Annotated in this window: 19 protein-coding genes; 11 read left to right on the forward strand and 8 right to left on the reverse strand. The window is 38.9% G+C overall.

All coding sequences use genetic code 11. The features are described from left to right. Positions 1–14 precede the first annotated feature (14 nt). Entirely contained in the window at positions 15–599 is a 585-nt protein-coding gene (locus tag AAEY62_RS00440) for a hypothetical protein (protein WP_024591777.1), read from the reverse strand. Between the two features lie 59 nt (positions 600–658). Beyond that, positions 659–916: a hypothetical protein gene (locus tag AAEY62_RS00445; protein WP_024591778.1), complete on the reverse strand. Its 258-nt coding sequence runs from the start codon at positions 914–916 to the stop codon at positions 659–661. A 241-nt stretch (positions 917–1,157) separates the two neighbouring features. Here AAEY62_RS00445 and AAEY62_RS00450 point away from each other — a divergent pair, with 241 nt between their 5' ends. Beyond that, entirely contained in the window at positions 1,158–1,490 is a 333-nt protein-coding gene (locus AAEY62_RS00450) for a PBPRA1643 family SWIM/SEC-C metal-binding motif protein (protein WP_010552992.1), read from the forward strand. A 109-nt stretch (positions 1,491–1,599) separates the two neighbouring features. Here the strand turns inward: AAEY62_RS00450 and AAEY62_RS00455 are convergent, their stop codons facing one another. Further along, positions 1,600–4,668, reverse strand: coding sequence for an efflux RND transporter permease subunit (locus AAEY62_RS00455; RefSeq protein ID WP_024591779.1), 3,069 nt, complete (start codon positions 4,666–4,668; stop codon positions 1,600–1,602). Between the two features lie 2 nt (positions 4,669–4,670). Further along, positions 4,671–5,753, reverse strand: coding sequence for an efflux RND transporter periplasmic adaptor subunit (locus tag AAEY62_RS00460; protein ID WP_024591780.1), 1,083 nt, complete (start codon positions 5,751–5,753; stop codon positions 4,671–4,673). Positions 5,754–5,875: 122 nt separating this feature from the next. Here AAEY62_RS00460 and AAEY62_RS00465 point away from each other — a divergent pair, with 122 nt between their 5' ends. Beyond that, on the forward strand, positions 5,876–6,778 hold the full coding sequence (locus tag AAEY62_RS00465; RefSeq protein ID WP_010552989.1) for a LysR family transcriptional regulator: 903 nt from the start codon (positions 5,876–5,878) through the stop codon (positions 6,776–6,778). Then, positions 6,768–7,073, forward strand: coding sequence for an MGMT family protein (locus tag AAEY62_RS00470; protein ID WP_024591781.1), 306 nt, complete (start codon positions 6,768–6,770; stop codon positions 7,071–7,073). Before AAEY62_RS00465 ends, AAEY62_RS00470 begins: the two co-directional genes overlap by 11 nt. A 160-nt stretch (positions 7,074–7,233) precedes the next feature. Here AAEY62_RS00470 and AAEY62_RS00475 read toward each other — a convergent pair whose 3' ends face one another. Next, on the reverse strand, positions 7,234–7,455 hold the full coding sequence (locus AAEY62_RS00475; protein WP_350634415.1) for a hypothetical protein: 222 nt from the start codon (positions 7,453–7,455) through the stop codon (positions 7,234–7,236). A 426-nt stretch (positions 7,456–7,881) separates the two neighbouring features. Between AAEY62_RS00475 and AAEY62_RS00480 the strand changes: the two genes are divergently transcribed. Next, positions 7,882–8,850: an IS30 family transposase gene (locus AAEY62_RS00480; RefSeq protein ID WP_350634416.1), complete on the forward strand. Its 969-nt coding sequence runs from the start codon at positions 7,882–7,884 to the stop codon at positions 8,848–8,850. 165 nt (positions 8,851–9,015) lie between these two features. On the opposite strand, the gene AAEY62_RS00485 is transcribed toward AAEY62_RS00480, so the two are convergent. Both AAEY62_RS00485 and trhA read right to left on the reverse strand, forming a co-directional pair. Then, positions 9,016–9,975, reverse strand: a complete 960-nt coding sequence (locus tag AAEY62_RS00485) for a pepsin/retropepsin-like aspartic protease family protein (RefSeq protein WP_024591099.1) — start codon at positions 9,973–9,975, stop codon at positions 9,016–9,018. 108 nt (positions 9,976–10,083) lie between these two features. Further along, a complete protein-coding gene (gene trhA, locus AAEY62_RS00490) occupies positions 10,084–10,713 on the reverse strand; it encodes a PAQR family membrane homeostasis protein TrhA (protein WP_350634417.1) in 630 nt (209 codons plus the stop codon). Between the two features lie 219 nt (positions 10,714–10,932). On the opposite strand from trhA, the gene AAEY62_RS00495 reads away from it, so the two are divergent. From AAEY62_RS00495 to AAEY62_RS00505, 3 genes are all read left to right on the forward strand, one after another. Then, positions 10,933–13,284 (forward strand): TonB-dependent receptor, encoded by a 2,352-nt coding sequence (locus AAEY62_RS00495; RefSeq protein WP_350634418.1) that lies wholly within the window; start codon positions 10,933–10,935, stop codon positions 13,282–13,284. Positions 13,285–13,372: 88 nt separating this feature from the next. Next, positions 13,373–13,723, forward strand: a complete 351-nt coding sequence (locus AAEY62_RS00500; protein ID WP_024591096.1) for a hypothetical protein — start codon at positions 13,373–13,375, stop codon at positions 13,721–13,723. A 387-nt stretch (positions 13,724–14,110) separates the two neighbouring features. Then, positions 14,111–15,595 (forward strand): cellulase family glycosylhydrolase, encoded by a 1,485-nt coding sequence (locus tag AAEY62_RS00505; RefSeq protein ID WP_350634419.1) that lies wholly within the window; start codon positions 14,111–14,113, stop codon positions 15,593–15,595. A 64-nt stretch (positions 15,596–15,659) separates the two neighbouring features. On the opposite strand, the gene AAEY62_RS00510 is transcribed toward AAEY62_RS00505, so the two are convergent. Further along, positions 15,660–17,351: an alkaline phosphatase D family protein gene (locus AAEY62_RS00510; RefSeq protein ID WP_024591094.1), complete on the reverse strand. Its 1,692-nt coding sequence runs from the start codon at positions 17,349–17,351 to the stop codon at positions 15,660–15,662. A gap of 298 nt (positions 17,352–17,649) precedes the next feature. Here AAEY62_RS00510 and AAEY62_RS00515 point away from each other — a divergent pair, with 298 nt between their 5' ends. From AAEY62_RS00515 to AAEY62_RS00530, 4 genes are all read left to right on the forward strand, one after another. Further along, positions 17,650–17,922, forward strand: coding sequence for a hypothetical protein (locus AAEY62_RS00515; protein ID WP_024591093.1), 273 nt, complete (start codon positions 17,650–17,652; stop codon positions 17,920–17,922). Positions 17,923–18,157: 235 nt separating this feature from the next. Beyond that, positions 18,158–18,736, forward strand: coding sequence for an LON peptidase substrate-binding domain-containing protein (locus tag AAEY62_RS00520; protein ID WP_024591092.1), 579 nt, complete (start codon positions 18,158–18,160; stop codon positions 18,734–18,736). A gap of 68 nt (positions 18,737–18,804) precedes the next feature. Next, positions 18,805–19,428 (forward strand): sigma-70 family RNA polymerase sigma factor, encoded by a 624-nt coding sequence (locus AAEY62_RS00525; protein ID WP_010552978.1) that lies wholly within the window; start codon positions 18,805–18,807, stop codon positions 19,426–19,428. Further along, positions 19,421–20,101 (forward strand): ChrR family anti-sigma-E factor, encoded by a 681-nt coding sequence (locus AAEY62_RS00530; RefSeq protein WP_024591091.1) that lies wholly within the window; start codon positions 19,421–19,423, stop codon positions 20,099–20,101. Before AAEY62_RS00525 ends, AAEY62_RS00530 begins: the two co-directional genes overlap by 8 nt. The last annotated feature ends 1 nt before the right edge of the window (position 20,102 follow it).

The following is a 20,102-nucleotide window of genomic DNA, read 5'->3' on the forward strand; positions in this document are numbered from 1 at the left end:
TAAGTGGTATTCTACTACCACTGTATTTCTTGTACTATATTACCAAGTGGGCTTTTAACGCCCACTAAGTTTACGTTGTTATTTTGCAAACCCACCAATCTACCTTTATCTAAATACCATCTAAAAGTGTGCTTTTTATAGCTTTTTAAATCCAGTACAGTCAGTTTTGCGCAACTGTATTCATAATCAGTTGGGCAAGTACCTACTTCGAGTAACTGATATTCTTGCTGCCATATATTATCGCCGTATTTATTAGCCAGTAACTTTACTGAAATACATACTGACGTCCACAACCATAAGTAAATTAAAATAGGTAAACCGATTGGTATAAATACTGAGCGGAATTTCCCGTGCTCAACAATATAATCCTTAACCGTATGTTTAAATTCAACGTTATTATTGTATTTTTTATATAGGTGCCTAAATAAAGCAACCGATAACACGATCGTTATTATTGGAAATAACGTAAATGTTAAGGTGTTATATATACCGTTGGGGATAAAAGCGGGATCGGCTTGTTCATCCCATGCAAGTAAAACCAGCGGAGGTGCTGTTACTAAAAGTAATAAGGCGCTGTTGAATAGTTGTTTAAAGGTCACAGGGGATTCACTTATAAAATGCTGCTTGTATAAAGCCCAAATTAGCGCTTAATGTTTAGCTATTGAATGCTAAAGCCAATATAAAATAAGAGTATACCTAAATAAACTGCAATCGCCGATAACGAGTTTTTAGAACGCAAGCGCTTAACAAGGTCGCGTGTGCCATCAACCATACCGGAAATAACCAGTAGTATGCCCCCTGTAAAACGGTAGTTGTTTAAGTTCACGTTACCACTATCGTCAGTTATAAAGCGTAAATAACCAAAAAGTATAAAAAGACTGCCTGCTATTAGTACTGCAATTTTAAAGGTTTCCAATGCTTTTCCATAATATTGAGTTAGATACTAAAACGGCACTAAGTTGAGTCATGATAATTTTACTATATTTCGAATTCAAATTTTGCCTAAATCCATTAAATGGTCTCATTATGTCGCTATATTAGGCGTATATACGCTAAAGCTTGATTTATATTGTGCATTAGCAAGTACACTTAGTTATATGTTGGGTAAGCTGTTAAGATGCGCCGTCTTAATAATGTAGAAAGGTTATAGAAGTAACATGTCAAAATTTTTCTTTATGGGTAAGCCCGACATAATGGGTAAAAATAACAGTAATGGATTTGCGCCAAATCGTACCGCAAAGGTCGGCACAGAGTTACACCCGTTAACGCTAATTGTAAACTCAGCTGAACGACAATCAGAAATAGAAGCAATACTAGAAGAGCATTCGCTGTTTGCTTCAATTGAAGTTAAAGCAGACGTACCAGAAGATATTCGCGAACTAGACTTTGCGCTTAGCAAGTCAACACCACAAGTATTTGATAAAGTACCAGAGCGTAACGCACCCTGTGTATGTGGTAGTGGCAAAAAATATAAAAAGTGTTGCGGTTAGTTTCTTAACAACTAAATATGTAGCCTTTCTTTTTTCATCGGTATTAAATAAAAATGCCACTGACCTTGAGCCAGTGGCATTTTTTAATGTTAACCAATTATATGTTTAACTACTTACGTGGCTCGTAATCAATTCTAAATATAACCGTGTAAAGTACTGGCACTACAATTAGAGTCAAAATTGTAGCAAAGCCTAAACCAAACATAATCGTTACCGCCATTGATTGAAAAAACACGTCAAATAACAGCGGGATCATACCCAAAATAGTGGTTATAGCTGCCATTGCAACCGGTCGTACACGGCTCACACCAGAGTCAAATACGGCCTCATAGGGCGATTTACCTTCCCTTAATTCAAGATTTATTTGATCAACTAATACAATACCGTTTTTAATTAGCATACCGCTTAAGCTTAACAAACCAAGTAGACCCATAAAGCTAAACGGAGCATTCATTGCTAACAAGCCCGCGCTTACACCAATAATAGCCAAAGGCACAGTTGCCCAAATAACAAGTGGCTGTTTAAGTGAGTTAAAAAGTAATACCGTGACTGCAAACATCGCTAAATAACCCAGCGGTAATGAGCCAAATATTGCTTTTTGCGCCTTGCTTGATGACTCAAACTCGCCGCCCCATTCTAGTTGGTAACCACGCGGTAGTTCCATGTTCTCTATCGGACCGCGAATACGGGCAAATAGTTTTGCAGGTGTTTCATCCCCTAATACATTATTATCGGCCATTACTGTAATAGTACGTTTGCGATCGCGGCGCATTATTAGGCTGTCTTCCCACTGCACATCAAATTCGTCTACAACCTGAGTCACTGGTACAAATACACCCAATACTGGGCTGTATATTTGAAGGTCGTGTACGCTTTCTACGTTTAAGCGCTCGTTAGCGGGAGAACGGGCAATAATGGGTAGCAACTGCGTGCCATCGCGATATACGCCCACTTGTTTACCCGATAAGCTCGTTAGTAATACATTGTCTAAATCTGATTTACTAATACCTAATCGACGTGCTTTTTGCTCGTTAAATTGCGGGCGAATCATTTTGGTACGTGCGCGCCAGTCATCTCGAATATTGAATGCACCGTCGTCCTTGCCTAATATCTCTTTGGTTTTAGCGGATAACTGCCTTAATACCACGGGGTCAGGACCCGAAAAACGAGCTTCTATTTTTGCATCAGTAGAGGGGCCAATTTCCATAGGTTTAATTTTAAGCTGTGCAGAGAGTGCATAATTGTGTGAGTAATCACGCACTGTTTGCATTACAGTTGCTACGGCTTCTCTGTTGGAAACACGAATAATTAATTGCCCGTACGCTGGGTATGATTTTTCTGGCGCGTAGGTAAGCATAAAGCGCGGTGCACCTTGGCCTGTTGTACTTGTTACTTCTTCAACAAGCTGTTCTTTTAATAAAAACTGTTCAAGTTTTTTAACGCCCTCAAGGGTTGAGCGAATATCAGAACCTTGCTCTTGCCAGTAATCTACATAAAACATAGGCGTATTAGAGGCAGGAAAAAACGACTGTTTTACAGAGCCAAAACCAACAACCGCTGTACACAGTAAAACAACCATTAATATAAGCGTGGTTTTTCTAAAGTGCAGCGCTAAATCTAAAATCGCTTTGTAACCATTAAAAATAAAGCCTTTGTATGGGTCTTCATCTTCTTGGCCTTCTTCGTTTTTAAATTCGTTTTCTTTAAACATTAAATTAGCAAAAAATGGCGTTAGCGTAATTGCTGTTATCCAGCTTAATAAAAGCGAAATAAACAACACCCAAAACAAGCTACCGGCAAATTCACCACTGGCATCAGAGCTTAAACCAATTGGCGCAAAGGCAGTGACTGCAATTACTGTTGCACCTAGTAAAGGCCATTTTGTTTGCTCAACAATATTAACAGCCGCTTTGAGTTTTGTTTGGCCACGTTTAAGGTTTATAAGTATGCCTTCGGTGACGACTATTGCGTTATCAACCAGCATACCAAGCGCAATAATAAGTGCCCCAAGCGATATGCGTTGCAAGTCGATAGCAAACAACTTCATAAATATAAACGTACCCAGTACGGTAAGCAGTAAAATACCACCAATTAAAATACCGCTTTTTAAACCCATAAATAACAGCAGGACTACAATAACAATCGCAATGGCTTCAAGTAAGCTGATAATAAAACCATCAACCGATTTTTGAACCTCTTGTGGTTGGTTGTATACAGAATTTATATGAATACCATGAGGGCGTTGATATTCAAGTGATGCTAAATGCTCGTCTATGTTTTTACCCACATCAACCACGTTAACACCCGACATAAACGACACGCCAATAAGTAAAGCTTGCTGAGAGTTATAACGAATAATGTTATTTGGTACTTCTGCATACTCTCTGTAAACCTTTGCAACATCGCCTAAATAAATAAGTTCACTTTCACCCGATTTTGAAATAAGCAACGTTTCGAGTTCTTTTACGTCTTTAAATTCACCGGTAGGGTGCAGGCGAATTGATTCATCGCCCACGCGAATTTTACCCGCGTTAGATACCGTGTTTTGCGATTGCAATAACTGGAATATATGGCTTGGCGCAATACCTAATTGAGCAAGTTTACGCGTAGAAACTTCAACCATTACTTGCGCTTGTTGTTCACCCGCTATTGTTACTTTACTTACGCCTTTAACCAATACCAGTTCACGTTTTAAAAAATCGACGTAATCTTTAAGCTCGTCATACGAATAACCATCACCGGTTACCGAATACATAACACCGTAAACGTCGGCAAAGTCGTCCAAAATAGTGCTTGGGTAAACACCACTGGGTAATGACGGAGAAAGGTCGTTAATTTTTCGACGCATTTCATCCCAAATTTGGCGGAGTTGTTCCTTACGATAAGTGCTTTTCATTTCAACAGTAATTTGTGATTTCCCGTTAGATGAAATAGACGTAACGTAATCAACATAAGGTAATTGCTGAATCGCGTTTTCAATCGGAAAAGTAACTTCTTCTTCAACTTGCTGCGGCGAAGCGCCAGGGTACATGGTAATAACCATGGCTTTTTTAAGCGTAAACTCAGGGTCTTCTAGTTGCCCTAAATCAAAGTACGACACACTACCGCCAATTAATAGCAGCAGCGTAAACATCCAACTGATTACTTTTTTCTCTATGGAGAGTTGTGCAAAGCTCATAATTATAAGCCTCGCTCTTTATTCCATGCTCTTACTTTCATGCCTTCTTTTAGTGAATGCACACCGGCAGAAACCACAATTTGGCCTTCTTCAATACCGCTTAATACTTCAATACCATCGCGGTGCAACTGGCCAACCTTTACAGCTTGTTTGTGCACTTGGCTAGTTTTTGAATCAAAAAGCCATACGTAGGCGTTATCTTCAATTGATTCTTGCGGCTCAGAAAACACCGACTCGATAGGTAATATTGTATAAGCAACTTGCGAGCGTGTTACTTTACTTAAATCTATAAGCACGCTACCCGTCATACCCGCTAGTAAATTAAAGTCCTCAGGTACTGGTAGCGAAAACACAACTTTATAGGTAAGCGTTGCAGGGTCAGCTTGGGTGTCCCACTCTTTGATATCAAGTGTGTATTCTTTATCGTCAAAGCCATCAAACTTTACAGTAGGGTGGTAATCGGTGCCTTTTTTAAGGCGAGCGATTATTTTTTCAGGAACCTGGATTTCTACATCCATTAAATCGCGTGTTTCTAAGCGTAATATATTTTGCTTTGCTTGAATATTTTCAAAGTTTTTAACAAACACCTTAGCGACAGTGCCTGAAAATGGTGCGCGTAGTTCACTGTATTCAAGGTTCGTTTGTGCAATTCTAAATGCAGATTCAGCAATTTGCATATTAGCAGTGGCTTGATCTAATTCTGATTGGCTGGTGATTTTTTTCTCAAACAATTGCTCAATACGGCCAAGTTGTGACTTTGCCAATTCAAAGCGCGCTTTACGTTCGTCAAACTGTAATTGAAAATCTTCTGGATCCAGTTTTGCTAATAAATCACCTTTTTCAACGTGTTCACCAGCAAGAACCGGAAACTTAACAAGTTCGCCGTTTACCCTAAAAGCAAGGTAAGAGCCTTGGTTTGCAACAACTTCAGCAGGAAAACTACGAATGTTAATTTGCGTATCATGACCTATGTTGAATAATTTAACAGGGCGAATAGGCTCTTCTTTAACTTGTTGTTCTGGCTCAGAACAGGCTATTAAGCTAAGTAAGGTCGTTGTTAATAAACATAGACGAAAGAGTTTCATGTCTTCTCCGTTGCAATCATGGCAAAATAATTAAGTGCAGCATACGCTGCAAACATATAAAATAAAAATCATTAAATTTTAGAAACTCAATAAGTTTTATTTATGATGTTGCAGGGCGGTATATGAAGCTGAATCAATTAATAATTTTAGATGCCATAGTGCAAAGCGCAAGCTTAAGTGGAGCAGCACTAAAGCTACATAAAACGCAGCCCGCGCTTACACTCGCAATTAAAAACTTAGAAGCCAAAATAGGATTTGAGTTACTAGACAGAAGTAAGTACCGATTGCAGCTTACTGAAAAAGGGCGTGTTTTTCACCGCGAAGCGCAGCAACTACTGCATGCCAACGACGAGCTGGCACAGCTCGCTAAAGAATTGGCATTAGGTAATGAACCCCAATTTAGAGTTTGTTACGAGCAACTTTGTCATATGCAGAGTTATAACGAGATCATAAGTAATACTTTTAGGTTGTTTACCAGCACAGAGTTTAGCTTAACCAGCGGGAAGCGCTTTATTTCATTAGAGCAAGTAAACAGTGGGCAAGCCGAATTAGGCATTGGCCCGTGGTTTGATTTATTTCATGCAACAGGCGATTTAGAAAGCGTACCCATAGGCAGGCTCGATATTGGCATTGTGAGCGCTAAAGGCGTACTCCCTCAAAAACTCACCTATAGCGAACTGCAAACGTATCCGTGTTTAGCCATGTTTGAAAGTGACTTGAGTATCGACAGCGACAGGCTATCGTACTCAAAAGGCTCCGCCATGATGAAAATTGATGATGTATCGACCCTAAAATCGTTTTTACTCTCAGGTGCGGGTTGGGCAATGATGAGCCTAGAGCACTGCGACCCTGAAATAAAAGCAGGCTTACTTCAAGAAATACACATAACTGACCGAGAGCATAAATTTAGCGCGCAAATTAGAGCCTTTAGGCAGCATGCAATGCACCACGGCCCTGTAGCGCGTACTATCTGGGAGCAATTTAAACAATTAAGTAAGGAATATTCTAACAACAATGGATATTGATAAAGAAACGCTTATTTATACTGTTATCGCAGGCATACCAGTAGGAAAAGTAGCAAGTTACGGGCAAGTTGCAGCACTTGCGGGCTACCCGCAAAACTCACGGTTGGTCGGGCGCTTATTAAAAATGATGCCAAACGACTCGGTTATACCTTGGCACAGGGTAGTGAATAGCCAAGGTAAAATATCATTCCCTGAAGGTAGCGAAAAATACCAAGAACAACGCGAAAAGCTACTATCAGAAGGCGTACTGTTTAAAAACGACAAAGTGAATATACGCGAGTGCCGGTGGGAGTGATGTGACTATTATTGGCAGGTAAGTGCCAATTGCGGACGTTGATAACGCCGCCTTATGCGGACAACAATTGTGGGGTGAAATGCGTAGCAAAACAAATCGTAACTCACTGTTTTTTTTGTTTAGTTTAAATACCTTTCTTATGTAGCATAAAAACTCAACATCACGAATATACATTGGCTAAAGCTACAACGGCATCGGAAAACATTATAAACTCTTCTTCATTGCTGAAGCTTACGTTGTTTGCATCCCCAATACAAAAACGTGCTTTCTCAGATGACCAACGTAAAATGTAATAATCCTTTGTACCTAGCCATAGCTCACCGTCCTGCCACCACTCGAATATGATGATTTCATCACAACCATGTACAGCAAATGAGTCCAAACAAGGAACTTCTGCAACTTGTAAATAAAAGGAGGTTAACTGTTTAGTCACCTCATCAGGAACACCATGGCCATGAGCTCTGAGTTTAAATATCGTTAGAGACTCCTCAGGTGCCGACTTGACCCTACAACAATGTTCTTGAAAAATAGGCTCTAACACATTTATGACATGTTGCATGATTATCCTCCAAGCTACATAACGGCTTTATCAGTGGACACTTTCCCTATTCTAGCGCGAAAACGCCCTTATTTTATGAGTTTCTATTAATAGCAAATAGTGTAAGTTATTGCCATTAATAAATATTATGCTTAGGAAAGGTTATTTTACTACCTAGATTCAAATTGTAAGTGCATAACTTGTTTTGGCTAGATTAAGTGGTCAGTTGCTCATAAGCTAACTGCTTTTTCTCCGGCAAGAGATTTTACAATGAGACATTACAAACAACTGACCTATGCGCAAAGATGCCAGATCGCCGTTCTAAAGAAAAGTGGTTTTACGCAACAAAGTATTGCTGAGCTAACTAATTTATCGCAATCTACGATTTCAAGAGAGCTTTCTAGAAATACAGGTAAGCGAGGTTACAGACACAAACAAGCTCATGAGCGGGCTTTGTTTCGCCGAAGAAGTGTAAGAAAACCGCTTAAGATGACACCTGAAATGATAGCTTTAATTACCCAGAAGCTTAATGAGAAGTGGAGTCCTGAACAAATAACGGGATGGTTACGCAAAGAAAGTGAACGGTCTGTCAGCCATGAATGCATTTATCTGTATATCTGGGAAGATAAAAAAGCAGGTGGTGAGTTATACCTACATCTGCGCCGACACGGTAAGAAATATCACAAGCGCAGTCATGGTAAAACAAACCGAGGGAAAATAAAAAATCGCGTTAGCATTGAAGAGCGCCCACAAATAGTTGATGAGAAAGGCCGTATCGGAGATTGGGAAATAGATACCGTCATAGGTAAAGGTCATCGAGGCGCCCTTGTTACCATTGTAGAGCGGGTTACCCAATTCACTGTATCAACTCAGGTGGCAGGAAAAACAGCGGAAGCCGTCACTGCGGCGACGATAGAACTATTAAGGCCATATAGGTCAGCGCTTCATAGCATCACGGCTGACAATGGAAAAGAGTTCGCTTATCACGAGCAAATCACAGAGGCTTTAAGTGTTCCTGTTTATTTTGCTCACCCTTATCACTCATGGGAGCGCGGATTGAATGAAAACACGAATGGATTACTACGCCAGTATTGGCCGAAGAGCACAGATTTTAAGGCGGTAACACCAGCGCAAGTTATACCCGTACTTGAGCAACTTAATAATCGTCCGAGGAAGACACTTGGATTTGAAACGCCTGCAAAATTGATGCAGGATCACTTGGCGGCTAAAGCCGCCTAAACGTTATGCACTTCAGATTTGAATCCGCGCTATGTAAAAAAGGGGAAAACTTCCTCTTAGTATCGCTTAGCTAATCCCAATTGATTCTGAATATCCGTTGTTCGGTGTGAGTTCAAGCATTCGAAGCCGACATAATGGGTACGTGCCAGCTGAGAAGTTAATTGTTCAGAATTCACTCTTTAAATATGCAGACTCGTCTATATAATCAATTACCAATTCAAAATATTGAAGAGCCGAACCACCTAAAGCTCCATCTATTTTTTTATCCATCATTGATGACATGAATTTGTGGAAGTTATTATCTGCCCTCCGTGTAAACCAAACCGGCCCTGTAACTTGCTCGGCAATCATAACTTTAGGGACCTTTATCATTGATTCTCCAGTATTAGACTCCGCCTTTTCAATAACAGCCCAACTTGGATTTTGAGTTTTCCAATTTTCAAAAATACTGGCTGAAATAAAAGAAGTACCTACTACCTTTGATGTACCTTGTATATGCTTTGCCGCTGCATCGGTTAATATTGATGTTGCACCAGTATCTAAAAGCATTTGGTATTCTATCCCTTGAACTTTTATTTCGATTCTAGGAAATGCGGTGGTGTATTTTTGTTGCGAGTCTTTTTGAAAACCTAGTTTTATCTTTTTGAATTTGTATAAGTTTATTTCATCTAAAGATTGCAGGATGGACATAGATTTATTTAAATAGTCAATCTTAATAATTTTTTCTGCGTGCCATCGGCCACCTAAAAAACCATCAAAGTCTTCCTCAATTGATAGTTCATCCTTAGGGACTATAAATAAATAGCCTTCCATAAAGTTTTGCAAACCACCAATAGGAATTTCTGAGCCAGCTTGAAAGTCCGGCATACTTGACAGTGTATGCACATTACCTTCATCTACTTTTTCAATCGTAGGCCATTTATATTGTTGATGAAGTTCTTTCGATATAGCATTCCAACCGCCACCTGTATCTGTAAAGAACTTTAGCTTTTGACCATCTTTCAGTTCTGGAGTAAGAAAGATGCGGTTATTATCAAATTCAGTGGGCAGCTGTTGTTCAGCTAAAAGTTGAAATGGAACTAAAGCTAAAACAAAGAAAAGAGGTACTAGATTTAAATTATACATTGATCATCCATGATTTTTGAAAATTACAATATGTAAATCCTAACACTTAGTTACTATGAGTGGTGAATTCACGGATCAAACTAGACCATATTAATTGGCTATACCAGCTCAATAAACGTAATTGCTAATTGAAATATAATGGCAAACACACCCAGCAATAACAAATAAGTGCCAAATAGCGTGGCTAAATTGGGTGCTTTTAGCGCTGTAAAATAATGTACCTAAACTATAAAAAATGCCGCCGGCAAGTAGCCAGTAAAGTGCTTTTACATCAACACTAGAATAAAGTGGATACACTATAGCCAGTGCAAACCAACCCATGAGCAAGTAGGTGGCGAGCGATATTTTTTTATTACCGTTTTTTACAAATACTTTGTACGCAACGCCTGCTAGTGCCACCGCCCAAATAAATGTAAGTGTGGCCCATGACCAAGCACCGGTTAATGAGATCAATAAAAAGGGAGTGTAGGTGCCGGCAATTAATAAGTATATGGCGCAGTGATCGCACTTTTTATAAAAGGCTCTTAAGCGCGGTTGAATACTGGCGTGGTACAAAGTGGATGACAAAAACAGTACAAATAGGCTACTGCCATAAATTGCAGTACTAATATACGCGTTAGTGCTGGTGGCTTGGCTAAATAAATCCCACATAACAAATGCGGCAAATACAATACCAAGTGCATGACTAATTACGTTTAGTTGTTCTTCTTTTTTAGAATAGGGCGCTTCTAACGACATAACAGATCCTACCACTATTTGAATGAATTTTAGTGTACAAGTGTACGCTGAGTTTTTCAATATTATAATTTTTATATGAATACAATAATTTATTGTTTTTCATAAAGTTGAAACATCAATTTAACCAATGCGTAATTAATAAGACGTAAAAAAGTCGTAATAGTTCGTTAGATTACTGGTAATTCCTAAAAACAATTAACCGGACGAACAGTGAAAAACATGAAAAATAAATTAACAACACGGCCTTTTCTTAAACTTACTAAATTGTCTGTGGCGATGATTTGCGTTACATCAACAAATAGTTTTGCAGATCAAACCATAAATAAAGAACTTGATGAAATAGTGGTTGTTGCTCAAAAGCGTGCGCAATCAATACAAGATGTGCCCGTAACAATAAGCGCCTACGATGGCGACTTTTTAGAAAGCTTAGGTATTGGCGAACTCGACACTTTATCTGAAATAACACCAGGGCTTGTTATTCAAGAGCAAAGCCCTAACAACCCGGGCTTTGTAATTCGTGGTATTACGTCTGATAGTGGGTCGTCTCAATCATCCCCTCGTGTGTCTATTTATTATAACGGAGCAGATGTATCACGCTCTCGTGGCTCATACTTTGAGCTTTTTGATGTAGAAGGGATTGAAGTTGTTAAGGGACCACAAGCAACACTGTTTGGAACAGCAGCTTCTGTAGGTGCCATTAGTGTAGCAACACGTAAACCAGAAAAAGATTTTTCGGCTCAATTAAAAGCATCCGTTGGTAATTACTCGGCCAAAGGTGCTAGTGGCTTTGTAACGGGTGGCAATGATTTATTGCAAGGCCGTGTTGCTTTTACTTATCGTGAACGTGATGGGTTTATAAAAAATATTGCAGGAGATAGTAACTCCCAAAATCCGGCTGGGTTTAAGCAAGATGATATGCATGCTATTGAGCGTTTTTCTTATCGTCCGTCTTTACGTATTACACCTAGTGACCATGTAACGATTGATTTGGTGTATACGTATGAAAAAAATGATGACTCGGGTACATCTTTTAAAAATGGGCTTTATGCACCAACCGGTGGTGATACAAGTCCATATAGCTTTGTTGAAATGCCAGGTAGTCCGTATGCAGAGTCTGTGTTTGGAAAAAAAGACTTAGGTGTGGAGCGCACAGTTAACGATTTAAATTTGACTGTAAATTGGGATGTAAGTAACGATTTAACAATCACCTCAATTACTGCAGGGCGTAACTTTGACTCTTTAGAAGTGTTTGATGCTGATGGTACGCAAGCATGGTTTTTAGAATTTGCAGAAGCTGCTGAGGGCGATCAGTTAAGCCAAGAATTACGCGCTGTCTATACACAGAATAAGTTTACTAGTATTTTTGGTGTGAGTTACTTTGAAGAAGATGGTAGCCAGCGTATTCCATTTAGTACAGAGGAGTCTATATTTTTAAATTGCTTAGGTGTATTGGGCTCAGGTGTTCCTTGTATTAATAATGATGGTAGCGTTAATATTTTAACGCCAGCATTAACAGGTGGTGTAGTAAACGAGTTGCCATATTCACTAGAGTTTACAAACTATGGTGAAAACAAAGCGTACTCAGCGTTTGCTGATGTAACTTATGCTACTACTGAAGCATTAGAGTTAACAGCGGGACTTCGTTATATAAAAGAAGAAAAGCGCAGTGGCTATAGCTCTGCTGCACCCAATAGTGTTTTAACACAAGCGCCATTGTTTACGGTTGATACAAATGGTGAAACATTTTATGGCGATGCTGATTATGATGATTGGCTGCCACGTTTTAATGCGCTTTATATAATAAACCCTACTACAAATATGTATGCGACTATTTCAAAAGGGCGTCGTTCGGAAGTACTTGAAGTAAGTTCGGCTAACAACGAACAAGGAAATGTCGAAGCTTCTATATCAGAAGTCCCTGCGGAAATTATTTGGAACTACGAAACCGGTATTAAAGGCAAAGCGCTTGACGGGCGTTTAGATTACTCTGTCGCTGTATTTTATCAAGATTATTCTAACTTTCAGGTTACGTTACAGGATGATGAAGGCGTTGCGTTTTCTGCTGATGCGGGCTCTGCCACTAATGTTGGCGCAGAGGCTGAGGTAAGGGCGTTAATTAATAATGAGTTTGAGGTTTTTGCCAATGCGGCTTACCTTGATGCTGAAATAGATGATGATAGTAATAACGGTAACCTCGCAGGCAATAAATTTAGACTACAACCAGAGTGGACGTTTAGTACGGGGCTGTTTTATTCAACAGAATTGTCGAACTCACTTAATTTAACGAGCTCTTTAATATATAGCTACCGCTCTGAAGTGTTTTTTGAGCCAGCAAATGCGCCAATATCAGGCTTAGATATTAGCCAACCAGGGCTTGGATTAGTCAGTGCGCGCTTAGGTATCGCAAATGGTGATGACTGGGCTGTTAGTGTATTTGCTAGTAACTTATTAGATAAAGAGTATTTAGTTGATGCAGGTAATACTGGAGGGGGATTTGGCAACCCAACATTTGTTGCAGGAGCACCTCGCTTTGTTGGTATTGAGTTAACTCTCGGGTTTGGTGGACAATAATACATTTAACTACTTGATATTTTAATTGAGCCACTGCAAAGTGGCTTTTTTATGTGATCACGTTAAAGTGAATTTATATTAGGTAAAAATGAAACAAGATCTAAAAGCTGCTTTACTTACCGCCATTGTTTATCCTGGAGCGGGGCATTTTTCTTTAAAAAAACACCTTATAGGCGCTATTTTTGCAGGTGTATTTTCTGTTCTTTTAATTTTAACCCTAAAAGATATATTTGCGATTGCACAGTGTACTGCAAATGAAATTGTACACGGAAAAATCCCGATGTCGGTTACGGCCATTTTAAAAGCCGCGCAACAACCTTCTGACGCCTGCGCTAAACTCGCTGAATATAAGTATATGCCTTTAATGATTATAATTTGGGTGCTGAGCATGATGGATGCATACCGTTTGGGCAGAAAAGCGCTACCCACTAAAAAATAAGCCACTTAATCAGAACTCGGTTTGGTTGGCTTATTAATATTTCACCCTGATATTTAGCTATTATTGATGGCGGTAATAATTATTATTACCGCCTTTTCATTTTTATACATATTTTTTGTAACCGAGATTTTTTGCCTGCACCATGTAAACATCGTGTAAATACCTGTATATACCCAGTAAAATCCTCAAACCTCGTTAAATCACTCACTTGTTGATATTTAGTTAATTAAAATCCTTATCTTTGTACCTTTTTATTCATTTAATGTTAATAAGTAAGTGGTACTTTCTGCTTGCCAAATTAACTTTATTTAACTATTAAGTATTGGTTTGCTATCAATTTATTACGTCAAGCAATGACGACTGATAATTTCAATTTAAGGAAATACGATGAATAACAGTTCAAATAATCACAAAAGAAAGGATTTTAAAGTGGCGAGCTTATCGTTAGCTTTATTATTAGAATGCTCAACAATGGCGAATGCCGCTGTTGAAAAGTTAACGGTGAGTGGAAATCAAATTCTTGCGGGTGGAGAAAACACAAGCTTTGCAGGACCTAGCCTATTTTGGAGTAATACGGGGTGGGGCGCTGAAAAATTTTATACAGCAGAAACAGTAGCAAAGGCAAAAACTGAATTTAATGCAACATTAATTCGTGCAGCTATTGGTCATGGTACGAGTACTGGTGGTAGTTTGAACTTTGATTGGGAGGGCAATATGAGCCGTCTTGATACTGTTGTAAACGCAGCTATTAGCGAAGATATGTACGTTATTATTGATTTTCATAGCCATGAAGCACATACCGATCAAGCAACTGCAGTTCGCTTTTTTGAAGACGTAGCTACCAAATATGGGCAGTACGACAATGTTATTTATGAAATTTATAACGAGCCTTTACAAATCTCGTGGGTTAACGATATTAAGCCTTACGCAGAAACAGTTATTGATAAAATTAGAGCAATCGACCCTGATAACTTAATTGTGGTTGGTACGCCTACGTGGTCACAAGATGTTGATATGGCATCACAAAACCCAATTGATCGTGCCAATATTGCTTACACTCTGCATTTTTATGCTGGCACGCATGGTCAATCGTATCGAAATAAAGCACAAACAGCACTCGATAACGGCATTGCACTATTCGCCACAGAGTGGGGAACAGTTAATGCTGATGGCAATGGGGGTGTTAATATCAATGAAACCGATGCATGGATGGCATTTTTTAAAACAAACAATATTAGCCACGCTAACTGGGCTTTAAACGATAAAAACGAAGGTGCATCGTTATTTACTCCAGGCGGTAGTTGGAATTCACTAACATCGTCAGGCTCTAAAGTTAAAGAGATCATTCAAGGTTGGGGTGGTGGTAGTAGCAATGTTGATTTAGATAGCGACGGGGATGGCGTAAGTGGCAGCCTTGATCAGTGCAATAATACTCCCGCAGGTACAACGGTTGATAGTATTGGTTGTGCAGTAACTGACAGCGATGCCGATGGTATTAGCGATAATGTTGATCAATGCCCTAATACACCTGCAGGTGAAACTGTTAATAATATAGGTTGTGTTGTTGAAGTAGTTGAACCACAAAGCGATGCGGATAACGATGGAGTGAATGATGATATTGATCAGTGCCCAGATACACCTGCAGGTACTAGTGTTGATACAAATGGATGCAGTGTTGTAAGTTCAACAGATTGTAACGGTATTAATGCATACCCTAATTGGGTGAACAAAGATTACTCAGGTGGTCCGTTTACTCACAATAACACCGACGATAAAATGCAATATCAAGGTAATGCATACAGCGCAAATTGGTATACAAACAGCATTCCAGGAAGTGATGCTTCGTGGACGCTTCTTTATAGTTGTAATTAAGCGCGTTTAATAAAATAAACGAGAAGGTAAATAATGTGTTTACCTTCTCTTTTTATACAAAATGTTAGCCCTTATAGACACTTTGGTGTTGAGCAGCAATGTTGTAGCTTGGAGAGTCTATATTATCTATATAGCGCCAATCGGTTGTGATTTGCTCTTTAGTAATAGTCAGTAACATATATCCACGGTGTGATAAGTCACAATAGTTTAAATCGTTTATTAGCAATGTAAGCGAGTCAGCCATCTGCTTTGCTTGTGCTGTATTAAGCGCTAAATAATGCTCCATACCCGGGGATGTAACACCAGGTGTTGCAAACTCTACTCCTACGCTTTCGCCTTTTGCATTTTTTAATGTGCCATGCCACGCATTGTGCGTATCACCTGCAACCACTACTAACTTTTTATTTAATGCAGTAACGCTTTTGTATAATGCTTCGCGCTCGCTTGGGTAACCATCCCACGCATCTAAATTATAAGGCATTAAAGTATTTACGCGTGCAAGTTGCTCGGGCGTTACCGCTTTATTAGCTAGCACTGCTTTTTTAATGGCAACAAGCTCTTTTAACACATGCGGTATTTTAGTGCGATCGGATTGCGAGAATATTTCAGTAGGTAGCCACATTTTAGTCATCAATACTTGCTGGCCCAATACTTGCCATTTTGCATTTGATTTAGTTATTGCACTTGTGAGCCAGTTTAGTTGTGTATTACCCAGTAACTGCCTATTTGGATTATTTAAATCACTGACAAAGCACGCAACATCCATTTGCTTGGTCTCGGGGTTTTTGTAGTCGCTGTAAGCAAGTTGTTTATCGCGTGCTATTACACGCGTATCTAGCATGTGCAAGCTTATTAAATTACCAAAATCGAAGGTGCGGTATATTTGCGGGCTTTGTTCGCCCATAGGCGGTCTAATTGGCAGCCATTCGAAATAGGCTTGAATAGCAGCTGCGCGGCGCTTAAAAAAGTCACCTTCATCAGGGGTATGATTTTCAGCACCACTTTTATAGGTATCGTTGGTAACTTCGTGATCATCCCATATTGCGATAAAAGGCGCTGCAGCGTGAAGTGCTTGAAGGCCTTGGTCTGTTCTGTAAATAGCATAGCGTTTGCGATAGTCGCTAAGGGTAATAATTTCACCGCTGTTATCGGCTGCTAATTGGCGGCCAATTTTTTCAGCATTTTCGGTAGCGTATCCGCCCATTGGGTATTCGTAAATGTAATCTCCCAAATGCAGTACTACATCTAAATCTTTTTGCTTAGCGGCATCTGTGTAGGCATTAAAGTACCCAGCAGGGTAGTTTGAGCACGACACAACAGCCATTTTTATTTGTTCAATATTATTTATTGGTAGTGTTTTAGCACGGCCTATAGGGCTTTGTGTTTGCAAACCTATAAAACGATAAAAGTACTCTGTGTTTGGAGCAAGTTCTTGTACATCTATTTTTATTGTAAAGTCTCGGCTTTTATCTGTTTGTTCGCGCCCGCCACGAATAATGTTTTTAAATTGAGAGTCACTTGCCAACTCCCAAGCAACAGTAACTTCAAAATTTGATTGAGAAGGAGTTGCACGTGTCCAAATTATCAAAGCATGACTAAGCGGATCGCCACTCGCTAGACCGTGTTTAAATTCAATAGCCGATAGAGGTTTGTTTATTAATGTTTGAGCACAACCTGTAATGGCACTCGATACTGCGACGGTAAATATACTTGCTGCTGAGGTTTTTAAAAAATTTCGACGTGATGAAAGGGTCATACTGCACTTTTTAAATTATTTATAGTGGTGTGCACTTTAGCGGGTAGATATGACGTTTTTATAAACGCTAAATGTATTTAGTGTGACGGTATTAATACATTTAACCCCTTTTATTTATTAACTAAAAAGTAGTCAAAAAATTAAATTAAATGGTTAAATTAACGAGGTATGAATTTTTTAAATTAAAGTGGCGCATGTAAAGTTGTTTAATTACAGTTGCTTATAATTTATTTTTATGTTGGCACAACCCTTGAGTATGTAACTACGTCTAAACAATACACAAACAAGGAATACCATTATGAAACATTCAATTAAAATCGCTATGGCAAGTTTATTAGTATTAGGTTCTGCGCAAGTACACGCAACAGAAGTGGACCTAGATGTAACTGATATATTAACTCAAAGTGTAGCAAGCTATGTTAAGCAAACCACAATCGAGCTTGAAAAATCACTAAAGGAGACGCTTTATTTTGATGCTAAAACTGTTTTAGAGGGTTTATTAGATGAGCCCGTTTTAACAAATAGCACAACGCTTAAAAATACTGACACTAGTATAAAAAACGCAAAATAAATTATTTAAAGGATTAAAACGATGAGCAGTGAACTTGGATTATTTGCATTAATGTTAGCACCCGTAGTCAGTATGATTAGCGCTTATTACTCGGTTCAAGTGTTTAAAGCTATGGGAGGTTGGTTTAATCTTTAGCCAATTATATAGCTGGTAATTAATTCGATTCATACAAAGCTGATCGACTTAGCAAAAGCGCACGTAAATAAAGGCAGAGTGTTTGAAATAAGTAGACTTTATGAAACGTGCGATTTTTCCATTACCCATTTTTATGTTACCTGAAGGTTATACGCGATTACGCATATTTGAGCCTCGCTATTTAAATATGGTTAAAACCGCATTAAAAAATAATACAGGGTTTGTGCTTTGTACGTTCGAGCATGACACGCCTTTTAATATAAGCGCGCAAGGTTGCCTTGTTGATATTATTGATTTTGACCAAGACGATAACGATGTATTATTAATTGATGTATTTGCATCGCAAAATGTGCAAATTAATGATGTTTATCAAGACGAAGACGAATTACGTCATGGCTTGGTATCGCCTTGTAATACGCCGTATTGGTACAAAGATTCTAACAACCAAATTGGTGAACATTACCTATTACACGATGCGCTTAAAAACGTGTTTCAAGGTAATCCGGAACTTAATTTGTTGTACAAGAAAACTCATTTTGACAAGCTTCCATGGATTGCAGCACGTTGGCTCGAACTCCTACCTGTTTCTATTGAGAAAAAACAGCAACTTGCGTTTGAAACGAATTTTGATAACTTACTGAATTTCCTCCATACTGTGATTAATAACGAATTTGCCTAAATTTTATGATCCTAAATTAATTATTGCCCGTATTACTTAATACAAAAGCAATAACGGGATAAATTATTATGGTAAGTCAACAACAGTCACCACGTTGTGAACCTAATACAGGTAAGTACACTGCCATGCCAGAAACGCCGAGTAAAGAGCTCATGCAAGCGCTTATAGATGTTGCGCAATCACGCGATAAAAAAGCGTTTTCATATTTATTTGAATACTTTGCGCCAAAAATTAAACGCTTTGGAATTAAGCAGTTTGGTGTTGAAGCCCAAGCCATGGAGCTTGTGCAAGAAACATTAACGTCTGTTTGGCGTAAAGCACATTTGTATCATAGTGAAAAAGGCGCTGCGACTACGTGGGTTTATACCGTTATGCGTAACGCTTCGTTCGATATGCTTCGTAAAATGAAAAGTAATAAAGAAGAAAATATAAGCGAAGATATTTGGCCGTTACTAAACGACTCACAAGATACGCATCACGAATACAGTGATCATTTAGAAGATAAGCAAATTAAGCGCTATTTAGACAAATTACCAATTGCTCAACGCGAAGTGGTAAGAGGCGTTTATTTTCAAGATATGTCGCAAGAGCAACTTGCACATCAACTTAATATTCCAGTAGGCACGGTAAAATCACGGTTACGTTTGGCCTTGCAAAAATTACGTAATGAAATGGGAGATCAGCATGATTAAACATCACCCGAGTGAAACTTTACTGACACAGTATTGCGATGCATCACTTGCTACATCATTGAGTTTAGCCGTTTCTATTCACGTAGACATGTGCCCTGTGTGCCAAGCTAAAGTAGCTAAAATTGAAGCAAGTAATGCAAATGCATTATTTAGTGAAGAGCCTGCTCAATTTGAGAAACCTCAAACTGAGAAATCTGATTTACTTGAAGAATTTGAACTAAATGTACTTGATATGATCATGTCTGATGATTCTATTGATGAAGTTTACGAAGTAGAGCCTGTCTCTATTAAAGTGAATGAGCATAACTATCAGCTTCCACGTGCTTTAACACGTATTTCTCATAGCAAATTTACACAAGTTGGTAAGCTGGCACGATCTCGCGTTTCGCTTGATGATGGTGCGCTGCGTTCTAGCTTGCTACATATTGATGCCGGTGGCGAAATTCCTGAGCATACACATACTGGATTTGAAGTTACTTTACTACTAGACGGTGAGTTTAGTGATGAAGATGGTAATTACGTACCAGGCGACTTTATTTGGCAAGATGGTAGTCATCAACACACACCTTTAACGAAAGATGGATGTTTATGCTTTACAGTTGTCAGTAGTGCGCTACATTTTAATAAGGGCTTCAGCAAGTTACTAAATCCAATAGGTAATTTGATTTACTAAG

It is taken from the genome of Pseudoalteromonas sp. GW168-MNA-CIBAN-0100, from assembly GCF_040309225.1.
GTDB classification, from domain to species: Bacteria; Pseudomonadota; Gammaproteobacteria; order Enterobacterales; family Alteromonadaceae; genus Pseudoalteromonas; species Pseudoalteromonas arctica.